This is a genomic window from Arthrobacter sp. SO3, from assembly GCF_020532825.1.
In the GTDB taxonomy this organism is placed as follows: domain Bacteria; phylum Actinomycetota; class Actinomycetes; order Actinomycetales; family Micrococcaceae; genus Arthrobacter.
On sequence record NZ_MQTS01000015.1, the window covers coordinates 25,728 to 39,036 of the forward strand.

The following is a 13,309-nucleotide window of genomic DNA, read 5'->3' on the forward strand; positions in this document are numbered from 1 at the left end:
TTACACAGAGCTCTCCGGCCCTTGGCCCGCGCTTACCGCCGGGCGGGGGCTGGCGTAGCTGGCCGGGTGCGACGATTCGAGGGCGAGTTGGGACTATGAGCATGCGGCCGGGCAGTCGATCCCTCACGCAGCTCTCGGACCTGAGGTTTTCTGCGCCGGCGGAGTACGCACGGGCCCTCCGGAAGGCGCACGAGGCCACAGTTTCGGGCACACCAAGTCCGCACTTGTCGCCGTCCCTCGTCAAGTCCTGGCAGCGCTCCCTGGCTTTAGGCATCAATCCGGACCAGCACCGCCCGGTGCACCGGCACGAAGTCTCCGAGGCGCGCTCGCTCAGTGCCGGCCACAGGCTGGCCGCCGTGATGCCCGCGCTCTCGCAATTGCTGGCCGATGAGACCGCAACCGGGCGCCACCTGCTGATCGTGACCGATCATCAGGGCGAAGTGCTGTGGCGCGTCGGCAGCAAGCAGGCCCTGAAACTCGCTGACTCGCTGGAGTTCGTGGAGGGCGCCGACTGGTCCGAATCCGGGGTCGGTACCAACGCTATTAGCGAGGCACTGGTGACGGGAGCCCCGGCGCAGCTGTTCTCCGCCGAACACCTCGTGCGGACGCACCACGATTGGGCCTGCACGGCGTCCCCGATCCGGGACCCATTGACGGGCGAAGTCGTTGGCGTCCTGGACGTTTCCGGCCCATACGAATCAGTCACGCCAGACAGCCTTCGCCTGGTGCGCTGTGGCGTGCGGCTGGCTGAGGAGCTGTTGAAGTCCGTGCCCCCTCCCGTCGGCGCCGGCGGCAGGACCGGGAGCACCGGAGGGTTCGCTGGTGGGCGTTCCGACGCCGGTGCCCGGTCGCAGCTGGTGCTGCAGTTGCTGGGGGATGCGCCAGCTGCGGCGCTCGACGGCGGCGCCCGCCGCCCGCTGACGCTGCGCCGCGCCGAGATTCTGGCCCTGCTGGCCTCCCGTACCCAGGGATGGAGCGCCGATGAACTGGCCTACGAGATCCATGGCGACGCGGGCACCGCTGCAGCCATCCGGACCGAGATGCACCGGGTACGCAGCATCCTGGGCAATGTGGTGGAAGCCAACCCCTACCGCTTCTCCTCCGCCGTCAGGGTGGTGACGGATGCCTCTATCGTGGCCGGCCACCTGCGCGACGGCCGGGTGGCGGAGGCCTTTGCGGCCTACCCGGCCAAGCTCCTCAACCGTTCAAGCAACCTCGCCATCGGGTTCATGCGCGATGAGCTGAATGAAGCCGTCGGTGCCAGCGTCCGGACCAGCGGTGACGCCCGGTTGATGCTGCAGTGGTGCACCAGCGACATGGGCTCCTCGGATACGGCTGCCGCAGCGACTGCAGCCGCACTCCTGGGACCCCACGACCCACGCTGTCAGCTGGTGAGCGCGCGGATGGAACGGGTCGACCGGGAGCTGCGAGCCTGAGCGCCGTGCCATTAGCGACGCGACACGTGTTGGTCCCGAGGCTAGGGAGCAGGCGGCACGACGCCGGGGCACCCTTGGCCTTGCGGGTTGCGGAGGCAGTCGTCAGCGTAGTTTCGGGTGATGGAGCGCCAGACGCTTACGGTCTGCGGCGGTGAACTGAACTGCCCCTGGCCCGGGATGGGCAACGGCGGGCCGCCGTTGACGGAGTATGTCCCCCGGAAATGTGTCGTCAGTACCACCGGGAAGTCTCCGGTCTGGGTGTAGATGTGGCTGGTGGCTGTCTTTTCGCCCCAGCGCTCCTGCGGGAGGGATCCACCGGCCGCGGTCTGCGGCCCCAGCGAGGTTCCATCGCCGTAATTCCAGGTGTACTGGACGGGCCTGGCCACGACGTGCACTTTCTGCGCCAGTAGGGTGATGTCGAATTGCTGCTCCGCCGCGGCCGCGAAGAAGTTGGTCTCGGCGCCGCGCAGAGTGTGTGGGCTCGGCTGGGCCGTGACGGATCCTGCAGCGATGGGCAGCCTCTGGAACTCCGTTTGGATCATGGCGGCGATCCTGGGCAGCAAATCCTCTGGCTTGGGATCGAAAAGACACGTGGGCCCGGAGTGAAAGCTCCACGTTGGATTCGGCACGCCTGCCGGGGCCTTCAGCCACACGACCGGAATTCCGTCCTTGCCGTCGGGGCCGTTCTTGCAGTCTACGAGGACGGCCAGGCACTTTGTGTCGAAGTCACCGCCGCCCAAATGGCACTGCAGCTCGTACTTGTATTGGTAGGGGTCGGAAGCTACGGTCCCGGGCTCAGCCCAGATGAAACGGCCTGTGTCTGCGTCAATCGTCCATCCACCGACATCAACCGTATCTTCGCCCCAGTCACCGGTTATAGGTGGCGTGTCGCTGCCGCCAAGCGCGGGCAACGGCTGTCCTGCCAGGACCATGGTTATTGCCGCCGCCCAAATTACTCGGAACCACCAAGATGACTTCACTTTGGCTAGCCGACTATTGGCTGGATGTTGTTTACATACCAGGAACCATCGCGGAAAACCGCAAGCATGAGATTGCCCGTATCTTCAGGCTTTTTGTCAGCTTGGTGCAGTGTTCCATCCGCGTTGTAATAGGAGATGGAAACTTGCGAAACTTGAATTGCGACCTGGTAGTTCCCATCCGGCGCCACTTTGAACGTCGTACTGACCGATGGCGTTTCAGTCCTGCCGCCAACCAGCCACCGACCACCCTCATGCCAACCGGTGATGACTGTTTTCGCGCGATCACATGCTCGACAAGCGGGACTCGTGACTTCCGAAAGCCGCGACACGTCGCCCGTTTCATAGGCGTAGTTCAATTGGCTGAACCAGTACCGCGCAAATGCCTCTAACCCTTCCTTCGTCTCGGCCTTCGCAGCGTCCGGCAGAACGGGGACCGGCACGTTCTCCGCCCTGCCCGAGGCATCGGCCGGCTTGTAACTGGCCGTTGGCGAAGGGGTGGCGGTAGGTGTCGGCGACGCCGTCGGACTCAAGGACGCGGATGCGGCCGTTGCGCCCGGCGTTGTTCCCCCACCGGTGCAGGCGGTGACCGGAAACAGGGACAGAGCGACCATGGCTGCGCAAATGCGTCTGCGGCGGACGAAAGTTGGAGTGCGAGATGTCATGGTCAGCTATTCCCCCCGATAGAAATCAAGACGCCTGAAGCCAAACAATGACTTAAGGGTAACTGACATCACATTTTGGACATCCAAGTTATCCACAGGCGCTCGATTGACCACCCGGGCGTCCCACTTCCCAAACCACGTGGGCGGCGGGTCCGCCTCACTGAAGGCGCGGATCAGCCTGCACCGCGGCCGGCAACGCCAGAGAATCCAGAGCAGCTGATTCAAGGCGAACGGCATCAGCCTACGGACGAGGTCTGACAATTCGCCGCGGCCTAACCGCTTCGCCGCAAATACTCCCCCTCACACCGACTCAGATCGACTTTCCCGTCCCAGCCTCTGGCATTTTTCTACCTAGGCCAGAACAATGAACCCATGATGTTCGAACATGCAGACGAGAACCCCATCCTCATCCTCGATGACGATCAGAGCTGGAAGCTGATTGAAGGCACCAAGCACGGCAGACTCGTGGTCATCGTGGGCGGCGAACCCGATATCTTCCCGGTGAACTATGCCGTGAGCGGCAGGAAGCTTTACCTCCGGACTGCCCCCGGCAACAAACTCGCTGAACTGACCATCAATTCCAAGGTGTTATTCGAAACGGACGGCATTCTCTCTGACGAAGCCTGGTCGATCGTCCTGCGGGGCACGGCCCGGGTGCTGGAACAGTCTGCAGATATCGCAGCGGCAGAGGCCCTGGGTCTCAAGCCGTGGGTGCCCACCCTGAAGGACTTCTACGTCGAGATCGCGCCCACCTCCGTCAGCGGGCGCCACTTCCAATTCGGCGAGCACCCTGAGCGGGAGATCTAGCAGCCGTTCGACGGCGGCAATCGGAGGCTACCGCCGGCTGACCGGTTATCGGGCCGACGCCGCCGTCCGCGCCGGCCTCCGCCATCGGGCCATCGGCTGACCACCGCCGGGTCCCGGACGGCCGCCTAGACTTAATCCATGGCGGACAAGCTGACACCCGAGCGGCGCAGCTGGAACATGTCACGCATCCGCGGGAAGAACACCAAGCCCGAACTGCTGGTCCGAAAGTTGCTCCACGCCAAGGGCTACCGCTACCGGCTGCACGGCACCGCCAGCGGGGGACGGCTCCCCGGCAACCCGGATCTGGTCTTTGCCGGCCGCCACAAAGTCATCTTCGTCAACGGCTGCTTCTGGCATTTCCATGACTGCAGGGTCGGGCAGCACGCGCCCAAGGCCAATGCGGAGTTCTGGGAAACCAAGCGCACCCGGACGCGGAACCGCGACGCCGAACAACGCCGTCAGCTTGAGCGCTCAGGCTGGGAAGTCCTCACCGTCTGGGAGTGCGAACTCAAGGATCTCTCGGCGCTGGAAAAGCAGCTGGATGAGTTCCTGCGGGGAACAGCGGCCTAGCCGGTCTCCTCGCAGCTTCCGGAAGTCGTTCTCGCGACATCAAGAAAATACCTCGGAGCTACCAGGACAGACCGGTTTGTCTCGGGTAATATCCGAATCTGGGGACAAGGACCCTACCGGGTCCGCACTTACCGTTTTAATTCACCACGGGAGAGCGCCAGATGCCGCACTTGCTGAAGTCCACCGCGTCGCTGAACACAGTTCGGACACCGAAGTCCTCCCAGGATTCCTGGGCCCAGGATTGCCGACGGTCCACAGACGGCGAGCATGACCTTGGCCCGCTGCGTCGGCAGGTGTCCGCGATCATTGACGCGATTCTCGCCGACACCACGCCCGACGAAGCCCCCGTGCGGGAGAAGCTGCGCTGGCATGTCGCCAACAACCCAGGCCAGCCGGAAAAGGCCCTCCTGAGCCACCTGTTGTCCGTTTCGGTGGAACAGCACGCCAGCTGACTGCGGCTCCAGGGAGCGCGTCAGCGGTTGATGGTCGCCTGACGCACAACTTCGCCCCAGGACTGTTGCGCGAGATCCGCCACAGAGGCCAGGATTTCCGCTGGCGGCTTCGACAGGTCCAGCGGGAACTCCACCACGTCGATGTCAGTGTTGAGGATCCGGCGCAGTTTGATCTCGCCCGCGCCAGGATATACCAGCCATGCCGTCGGAACCCGCAACGAGGTGCAATACGCGAGCATCCGGTAGTGGTCCCCCGACAGTGACGCCCCGGTGTCGGCCGCGGCCTGGTACTTCGCGTCGTAAACCATCACCGGCCTGCCTCCCAGCAGATGGACCGCTCCTGGCTGCACCACGATCCGGTCCGAATCGCGGACGGCCTCATTGAGCAGGGCGTTGTAGCGCAGCCGCATCTCCCCCGGGTATGCCGCCATGGCCTCGCGGAGTGCCGTCCCGACGAAGTCCTCGAACACCGTGGACATGTCCACCACAAACGACGCCGACTGCTGCGTGCCGTCGCCGGCCTCCGCCGAAGCATGGCGCAGGATCAGCTCGGCGAGCCGCAGTGCCGCCTGGTAACGGGTGTTCATCCGGCTGGCGCGCCACACCGGCAGGGGTGCGCCGGACTGCAGCCTGGTCACTGCCGCGAGCTTGCCCTTGAGCTGGCGGAGCCGGCTCAGCATTTCCGGCCGCACCTCCGGGACTTGGGACATCCGTTCCAGCGCCGCCCGCAGGATGCGGTTCTCCGCAATGTCTTCGGTGAACTCGTCATAAGAAACTTCGAGGGGCACCAGCATGCCGGGCCGTCGTGAAATCTGGTCCGAGATCCGAATCCGGCCTTTGACAGTCCGGAGGGATTCCTCCACATTCAGGTAGCCCTGCAGCACGCCGCGGCTGAGCGCCCGGTCCGCAAGCTGGGCCAGCGACTCGGCCAGTGCGCTCCACAGGTCCGCTTCCTCGACAGCGGCCACGCAATCCTCCCGGAAGCCCTGGTCCCCGGCGTAGCCGAGCAGGAACAGGAGCCGGTCCAGGCCAAGCCGTTCCTTGGGCCGTACCTCGAGCTGCACCGACGGGGTGCGCACCGAGCCGACCTTCCCGACAGGCTCGATCCGGAACAAACCCATGCCCATAGGCGAGGCATTCGCCAGGCCGCTGCCATTGACGTACGCCGCGCTGGCAGGGTCAAGCCGTTCAACGACGCCCCGGGACAGCTCGTCGAGGACTATCCGGCGGACCGGCTTGGAGCCCGGCGCCGTGCGGCTGGCCGGCCCCGGCCTGCTAGACGCGCGCAAGGCGGTCAAGCAGCTGGTCCAGCCCGAACCGCTCCTCCAGCTGCGCGCGGTTCAGCTGGCCGTGGTAATGCTCCTCCAGCAGCGGCATCAGCTCGTACTTCCAGATCCGGTGCAGGCCCTTGGGCGTCTGCGCGGACGGCTTCATGAAGTAGGACGGACCGATCATCAGGTCCCGGTCCCATTCATCGATGGCATCGTTGAGCGCGTCCATCAGCAGGGCCGGCGTCGTGTCCAGCTCCCGGGCCTGCAGGAACCGCAGCAGCGATCCCTTCACCGGTTCTGTCTTGGGGTGGAGCTCGATGAAGGAGAAGCGGCGGCGGATGGCCGCATCCATCATCGCGATGGACCGGTCCGCGGTGTTCATGGTGCCGATGATGTAGAGGTTGTCCGGCAGTGTGAAGGGCTCGTTGGGGCTGTACTGCAGGTAGATCCGGTCGTCGCGGTATTCAAGCAGGAAATACAGCTCGCCGAAGACCTTTGCAAGGTTGGCCCGGTTCATCTCATCGATGATCAGGAAGTACGGCTTGCTCTCGTTCCCCGGTTTGGCGGCCTCTTCGGCGATCCGGCGCAGCGGCCCCGCCACGAGTTTGAAGGACACCTGGCCTTCCTCCGTCTTGTCCGGACGGAAGCCCTCGAAGAAATCCTCATAAGCGTACGAGGGGTGGAACTGCACCAGCTTGACCCGTTCGTCGGTGGTGTCCCCGGCGAGCTGCGCGGCCAGGTGCTTGGCCAGGTACGTCTTGCCGGTACCGGGCGGGCCGTAGAGCACCAGCTGGCGGTTCTCCTCCAGCAGTTCGGCGATTTCCTGCAGCGGCTCAAGGTCCATGTGCATCGACGCGGCGAATTCCGGCGTCAACGGGCGGAACCCCTCACAGACAGGTTCGACGACGGCGGCCGGCTCGGTTCCTTCGTCCGTCTCGGCTTCCGCTTCGGCGGGAAGGAGGGCCTCCAGGGCCTGGATGACGCGCGTGATGTCCACGACGATGCCGGAGGTGGCCAGCTGGCGCTGCACGTGGCGGGGCAGTTCGGTCATGCTGTGGGTTTCGTCGAACCAGCGGACCTTCCGGCGCAGCCGGCGGTTGGCCTCGTGGTGTTCGGGCTCGCCGAGGACCACCCCCACCCGGACAGTGCCGGCGCTCTGGTACAGGGCCAGGTCGCCGGGCTTCATCACGGTCAGGAAGGCGAAGACTGCGGTCTTCGTGTCCTCGCGCTCCACGTAGCCGAGGTGCTTGTAGTCCTCATCCACGGCGTGCTGGACCAGCCCGGCGGTGACGCCGGGATCCAGCAGGCGGAGGTGCTCGACGTCGAGAGTCACCCGCTCTTCGGATTGCCAGCTGCCGAGGAGTTCGGCGTTGTCGTGGTGGGTGCGCAGCAGCCAGGCCCGCCGCCCGGGGTCGCCCACCTTGCGCCACTGGCTGACCAGCTGCCGGGAGTACCAGTCGATCCGCTGGCCGGCCTGTTCGTCGAGGTGCAGCCGGATGCGGTGGATGTCGGCGGAAATGTCCTCGTCGCTGTCGCCCTTCGCGCCGCCCACGAGGGAGGCAAAGGCGTCACGGATTTCCTGGCGCTCGACGTCGGCCACGACGGGCTCGAAATAGCTGGGCCAGACCAGGAACTCGATGCTGCGGCGGATGGCCGGCTGGTCACCGGGCGTGCCGGCAACGAGCTGGTGGAAGGCCAGCGGATCCTTGACCGCTGCGGCGACGGCGCCGGCCGGACGCCGGGCGACGTGCTGCACGAACCGGCAAAGCCACTTCAGGTGGTCCCAGATGGTCCAGTTGAACTCCGCGGTGCGGTCGCGGATGACGCCGTGGTCCGTCATGCCCGCGAACAGTTCATCCGGCAGTTCCAGCGGCGGCTCCAGCCAGGAGGCGGCTTCGGCGACGCGCGCGCGTTTGACCTTGAGGGATTTCACCTCGTGCGCCAAAGGCAGTGACTGCAGGAAGAGCAGCTCGACGGCCAGCTGCTTGGCACCCCGGGAGGCGTCCTGGAGGTTTTGCCGCAAGTTTGTCATCATGGGAGCTTTGGGGTCCGGGACCCCGCGCTCGAGCCGGTCGAGCAGCTCCGCGGCAGCGGGCACCGACCAGGTTTTGGTGCGTCCGTCCAGGGCCGACGCTTTACCGTGCAGCCCTGGCCCCAAGACAAACCACGCCGCGTCCTCAATCTCCTTGGAGATGCCGAGGGCGCGGTGCATGGCAGGCTTTTTGGTTGGGGTCATGCCTTCAATTTACAGGCTTAAGCTGGGCGCCCGCATCATGGGACGTCCCATCGTTACTTGCCGGTAGCTCCGCGCGGAGACGGACCCGCCCGCTACTTGGCCGCCGGGGTCCGCTTGACGCCGAACGTGAAGTAGCTGCCCGGGCCGATGAAGTTGAGCAGGCACGCCAGCCGCCAGAACATCTTGCTGCCGCGGATCTGTTCAGCCGGGCGGTGGGAGATGTCGCGCTGGGCTGCGAACAGGAGCGAGAGCTGGACGATGGCGGCGGTAACCGTGCCGAACTTCGCCATCGGCGAGAGTTCCTTCCAGGTCTTTTTCCGGGCGTTCCTCCTGCGCTCGTGCGCCATGATCTGTGCTCGTTTGTTCACCATGATTAGTACTCCTTGGCTTCCGGACTGACTGCCCGCGGGTTTGTCATTCTAGGGACGAATGGTGGACCGAGGTAGAGGCTATCGGACCGGGTGCGCGGGGTCCGGGTGCGCGGGTTCCGTGGCCGGGGCTGGGCGGACGGCCACGTACGGAGCCAGCCTGTCCTTCTGTTCCGGCGTCAGCCGGAGCACCCGCCCGGTAGCCTCGTCCACGAACGCCAGATGGCTGGTGGCCCGGACGCAGTCCTCGCGGGTGACGGGGTCCTGGACCAGATAGTGGATGTCGAAGCTGGCACCCTTCACGGCGCCGATCCACAGCTGGACCAGTGCCGGGACGTTGCGGTACTCGAGGGTCCGGACATAGCGGATCTTGTGCTCCACGATCAGCGCCAGGGTCCCCTCCGGGACCACGTTGAAGAGCGATACCGGCGGCTCAACCCCCGGCAGCCCCGGCCCGCGCGGCGGCCCGAAGGCCGCGATGCGGGCTTCCTCGAGAATCCGCACGAGCTGGACGTTGTTGATGTGGCCGTACGCGTCCATGTCGCCCCAGCGCATCGGGATCTGCACCTCGATGCGCTGGTGCTCTCCGGCGCGGCCGGCGGCGCTCAACTGTGCACCGCCGTCGCGTCGTTTGCCGTGTTTTCCGAAAAGGCCGTCTCCGCGTCTTCGCCGGCGAACTGGGACATGTACAGGCGGTAGTAGGCCCCCTTGAGGTCCAGCAGCTGGGCGTGGGCGCCCTGCTCCACGATCCGGCCGGCCTCCATCACCAGGATGGTGTCGGCGTCGCGGATGGTGGAGAGGCGGTGGGCGATCACGAAGCTCGTGCGGTCGGTGCGCAGTGCGGCCATGGCCTTCTGGACGAGCACCTCGGTGCGGGTGTCCACCGAGCTGGTGGCTTCGTCCAGAATCAGCAGCGAGGGGTTCGCCACGAAGGCCCGGGCAATGGTGATCAGCTGCTTCTCGCCCGCGCTGACGTTGTTGCCTTCCTCGTCGATGATGGTGTTGTAGCCGTCCGGGAGTGCGCGGACGAAGCGGTCCACGAAGGTGGCCTTCGCCGCCTCCATCACCTGGTCCTCGGTGGCGTCCAGCTTGCCGTAGCGGATGTTGTCATAGATGGTCCCGCCGAAGAGCCAGGCGTCCTGCAGCACCATGCCCACCTTGGCCCGCAGTTCCGCCCGGCTCAGGTGGGTGATGTCAACGCCGTCCAGGGTGATGCTGCCGCCCTGGAGTTCATAGAAGCGCATCACAAGGTTCACCAGGGTGGTCTTGCCGGCACCGGTGGGGCCGACGATCGCCACGGTGTGACCCGGTTCCGCAGTGAAGGACAGGTCCTCGATCAGCGGCTTGTCCGGGGTGTAGCTGAAGGTCACGTGCCGGAACTCGACGTGGCCGTCGGTCTTGGCCGGCAGCTGCTCCGTGGCGGTCTCGGCGTCCTGTTCCTCGGCGTCGAGGAACTCGAAGACCCGCTCCGCGGAGGCGACGCCGGACTGCAGCATGTTGGCCATGCCCGCCATCTGCCCCAGCGGCTGGGTGAACTCACGCGAGTACTGGATGAACGCGGTGGCGTCCCCCAGGCTCATCCCGCCGGAGGCAACCCGGAGGCCGCCGACGACGGCGATCCCGACGTAGCTGAGGTAGGAGACAAACTGCATGACCGGCATGATCATGCCGGAGACGAACTGCGCCCCGAAGCTGGCCTGGTAGAGGGCTTCGTTCCGTTCGTCGAAGCGGGCCAGCATGTCGGCGTCGCGGCCGAAGACGCGGACAAGGTCGTGGCCGGAGAACGATTCCTCGATCTGGCCGTTGAGCTCGCCGGTGTTCTTCCACTGGGCGGCGAAGAGCTTCTGGCTGCGGGAGCCGATGATGCCGGCGGCCACGGCCGAGAGCGGCAGCGCGACCAGCGCAATCAGGGCCAGCTGCCAGGACACGATGAACATCATGATGACGATGCCGATCACTGTCAGCGCCGAGTTCACCAGCTGCGCGAACGCCTGCTGCAGTGCCTGCTGGATGTTGTCCACGTCGTTCGTGACCCGGGACAGGATGTCACCGCGCTGGCGCGTGTCGAAGTAGTTCAGCGGGAGCCGGTTCAGCTTCGTCTCGGTGTCATCGCGCAGCCGGCGGACCACCCGCATGACCAGGACGTTCAGGACATAGCCCTGCAGCCAGAGGAAGATGTTCGCGACGAAGTACATCACCAGCACCACGCTGATCAGGAACGCGAGCTGCTGGAAATCGACGCCGGCACCGGGGACGACGTTCATCTTGGCCAGCATGTCGGCGAAGTTGTCCTGGCCCTGGGCGCGCAGGCCCTCGACGAACTGCTCCTTCGTGCCCCCGGCGGGCAGCTGCTTGCCAACCACTCCGCCGAAGATCACGTCCATCGCCTGGCCGAGGATCCGGGGCGCCACAACGTTAAGGACGACGGCGACCGTTACCATCGCGAGCACGGCGATGATGCCGGTCCGCTCGGGCTTGAGCAGGCCCATCAACCGTTTCGCGGAGGGCCAGAAGTGCTGGGCCTTCTTCGCGGGCAGGTTGCCGAACATGCCCCCGTCGGCCTCGCCGGGCGTGAATTCCTCTTCGTAGAAGTCGTCGCCCGGCCCGGCGCCGGAGGACCCGGCGGCTGAGGACCCTGCGCCGGATTCGGGGCCCGCGGGCTCGAGTTCGACCTTTTCGTTGGTGCTCATGCCACGGCCTCCGCGGTCAGCTGGGATTCGACAATTTCCTGGTAGGTACTGGAACTCTGCAAGAGTTCCTCATGTGTGCCGCGGTCCACGATCCGTCCGTTGTCGAGCACCAGGATCTGGTCGGCGTCGGCGATGGTGGAGACGCGCTGGCCGACAATGATGACGGTGGCGTCGGCGGTCTTCGACTTGAGGGCGCGGCGGAGCCTGGCGTCTGTCGCGACGTCGAGGGCGGAGAAGGAGTCATCGAACAGGAAGACCTTGGGTTCGGTGACGAGGGCCCGGGCGATGCAGAGGCGCTGGCGTTGGCCGCCCGAGACGTTGGTGCCGCCCTGGGATATCCGTGCGCCAAGTCCGTCCTTCTTCTCGCGCACAAAGTCGGCTGCCTGGGCCACGGTCAGGGCGTCCCAGAGCTGCTCGTCCGTGGCCTCGGGCCTGCCGAAGCGCAGGTTGTGCTCGATGGTTCCGGAGAACAGGTAGGGCCGCTGCGGCACCATGGCTACGCGCTGCGTGATCTCCGAGCGGTCCAGCTGGGTGAGGGGGACGCCGTCGAGCAGCACCTCCCCCGAGTCCGCGTCGTAGAGGCGGGGCAGCAGCGAGAGCAGGCTGGTCTTGCCGGCGCCGGTGGAGCCGATGATCGCCACGGTCTGGCCGGGCTCGGCGGTGAAGCTGATGCCGCTGAGGACCGGCGCTTCGGCGCCGGGATAGGCGAAGGACACGTTCCGGAACTCGACGCGGCCGGCCTTTGCAGCGGGCGCCACCGGGGTGAGGGTCTCATGGATGGAGGGTTCGACGTCGAGCACCTCGCCGATGCGGTCAGCGCAGACCGAGGCGCGGGGGATCATCATGGCCATGAACGTGCCCATCATGACGGCCATCAGGATCTGCAGCAGGTACTGCAGGAACGCCGTCAGCGAGCCGACCTGCATTTCGCCGGCGTCGACCCGCTGGCCGCCAAACCACAGCACGGCCGCGGTGGAGATGTGCAGGATCATGCCGATCGCGGGGAACATCAGCACGAACAGGGCGCCGATCTTCAGCGAAACGTCGGTGAGTTCCTTATTCGCCGCGCCGAAACGCTCGGCTTCGTGCGGTTCGCGGACAAAGGCCCGCACGACGCGAATGCCGATGATCTGCTCGCGGAGGATGCCGTTGAGCCGGTCGATCTTCTTCTGCATGGAACGGAAGAGCGGCATCAGGCGGACCACGATGTAGCCGACGACCACCACGAGCAACGGAACGGAAACCCAGACCAGCCAGGACAGGTTAAGGTCCTCGCGGAGGGCCATGAAGATGCCGCCAATGCACATGATGGGTGTGGCCACCATGAAGTTCAGGCCCATCAGCATGAGCATCTGCACCTGCTGGACGTCGTTGGTGCCGCGCGTGATCAGGGTGGGGGCGCCGAAGACGTTGACGTCCTTCGCGGAGAAGCTCGAGACCTGGCGGAACACCCCGCGGCGCAGGTCGCGGCCGAACGCCATGGCGGCCTTGGACCCGAAGTAGACCCCGGCGATCGCGGTGGCAACCTGGACCAGGGCAACGCCGAGCATCACGCCTCCGGTGCGCCAGATGTAGTCCGTGTCGCCGCGGGAGACGCCCTCGTCAATGATCTGGGCATTCAGGCTGGGAAGATACAGCGCCGCGATGGTGGAGGCGAGCTGGAAGAAAACCACCGCACCGATGTATGGCAGATACGGCTTCGAGAAGCGCCGTATGAGGGTGACAAGCATGCCCACGAGTCCTTAGGAAATAGCGAAGTGGATGAGGCTGGAGAAGAATCCGGCGGGATACGCCTGCCGCATGCCCCCAGTCCCAGCAGAGGCGGCCGACAGCCTTA

Annotated in this window: 12 protein-coding genes; 4 read left to right on the forward strand and 8 right to left on the reverse strand. The window is 65.6% G+C overall.

The genetic code is table 11. The annotated features are described in order from the left end of the window. The first annotated feature begins 101 nt into the window (after positions 1-101). Positions 102-1,436, forward strand: a complete 1,335-nt coding sequence (locus tag BJQ90_RS01500; RefSeq protein ID WP_226758592.1) for a GAF domain-containing protein — start codon at positions 102-104, stop codon at positions 1,434-1,436. Positions 1,437-1,477: 41 nt separating this feature from the next. On the opposite strand, the gene BJQ90_RS01505 is transcribed toward BJQ90_RS01500, so the two are convergent. Both BJQ90_RS01505 and BJQ90_RS01510 read right to left on the reverse strand, forming a co-directional pair. Then, on the reverse strand, positions 1,478-1,978 hold the full coding sequence (locus BJQ90_RS01505) for a PKD domain-containing protein (RefSeq protein WP_226758545.1): 501 nt from the start codon (positions 1,976-1,978) through the stop codon (positions 1,478-1,480). Positions 1,979-2,421: 443 nt separating this feature from the next. Next, on the reverse strand, positions 2,422-3,027 hold the full coding sequence (locus tag BJQ90_RS01510; protein WP_264196832.1) for a DUF6318 family protein: 606 nt from the start codon (positions 3,025-3,027) through the stop codon (positions 2,422-2,424). Between the two features lie 423 nt (positions 3,028-3,450). Here BJQ90_RS01510 and BJQ90_RS01515 point away from each other — a divergent pair, with 423 nt between their 5' ends. The 3 genes from BJQ90_RS01515 (at position 3,451) to BJQ90_RS01525 (ending at position 4,907) form a co-directional block, all read left to right on the forward strand. Next, positions 3,451-3,885, forward strand: coding sequence for a pyridoxamine 5'-phosphate oxidase family protein (locus BJQ90_RS01515; protein WP_226758546.1), 435 nt, complete (start codon positions 3,451-3,453; stop codon positions 3,883-3,885). A gap of 138 nt (positions 3,886-4,023) precedes the next feature. Beyond that, the gene (locus BJQ90_RS01520) at positions 4,024-4,455 is read left to right on the forward strand and encodes a very short patch repair endonuclease (protein ID WP_226758547.1); all 432 of its coding nucleotides are present in this window, start codon (positions 4,024-4,026) and stop codon (positions 4,453-4,455) included. 161 nt (positions 4,456-4,616) lie between these two features. Further along, positions 4,617-4,907 carry a hypothetical protein gene (locus tag BJQ90_RS01525; RefSeq protein WP_226758548.1) on the forward strand — a complete coding sequence of 97 codons (291 nt, stop codon included), beginning with the start codon at positions 4,617-4,619 and terminating at the stop codon, positions 4,905-4,907. A gap of 20 nt (positions 4,908-4,927) precedes the next feature. Here the strand turns inward: BJQ90_RS01525 and BJQ90_RS01530 are convergent, their stop codons facing one another. From BJQ90_RS01530 to BJQ90_RS01555, 6 genes are all read right to left on the reverse strand, one after another. Continuing rightward, the gene (locus BJQ90_RS01530; protein WP_413463624.1) at positions 4,928-6,196 is read right to left on the reverse strand and encodes a 5-methylcytosine restriction system specificity protein McrC; all 1,269 of its coding nucleotides are present in this window, start codon (positions 6,194-6,196) and stop codon (positions 4,928-4,930) included. Further along, positions 6,183-8,414 carry an McrB family protein gene (locus BJQ90_RS01535; protein ID WP_226758549.1) on the reverse strand — a complete coding sequence of 744 codons (2,232 nt, stop codon included), beginning with the start codon at positions 8,412-8,414 and terminating at the stop codon, positions 6,183-6,185. The genes BJQ90_RS01530 and BJQ90_RS01535 overlap by 14 nt, the downstream gene beginning before the upstream one ends. 92 nt (positions 8,415-8,506) lie before the next feature. Then, positions 8,507-8,785, reverse strand: a complete 279-nt coding sequence (locus tag BJQ90_RS01540; RefSeq protein WP_226758550.1) for a hypothetical protein — start codon at positions 8,783-8,785, stop codon at positions 8,507-8,509. Positions 8,786-8,863: 78 nt separating this feature from the next. After that, positions 8,864-9,337, reverse strand: a complete 474-nt coding sequence (locus tag BJQ90_RS01545) for an acyl-CoA thioesterase (protein ID WP_226758594.1) — start codon at positions 9,335-9,337, stop codon at positions 8,864-8,866. Positions 9,338-9,387: 50 nt separating this feature from the next. Further along, the gene (locus BJQ90_RS01550; RefSeq protein WP_413463621.1) at positions 9,388-11,472 is read right to left on the reverse strand and encodes an ABC transporter ATP-binding protein; all 2,085 of its coding nucleotides are present in this window, start codon (positions 11,470-11,472) and stop codon (positions 9,388-9,390) included. After that, positions 11,469-13,202: an ABC transporter ATP-binding protein gene (locus BJQ90_RS01555; RefSeq protein ID WP_226758551.1), complete on the reverse strand. Its 1,734-nt coding sequence runs from the start codon at positions 13,200-13,202 to the stop codon at positions 11,469-11,471. The genes BJQ90_RS01550 and BJQ90_RS01555 overlap by 4 nt, the downstream gene beginning before the upstream one ends. Between the last annotated feature and the right edge of the window lie 107 nt (positions 13,203-13,309).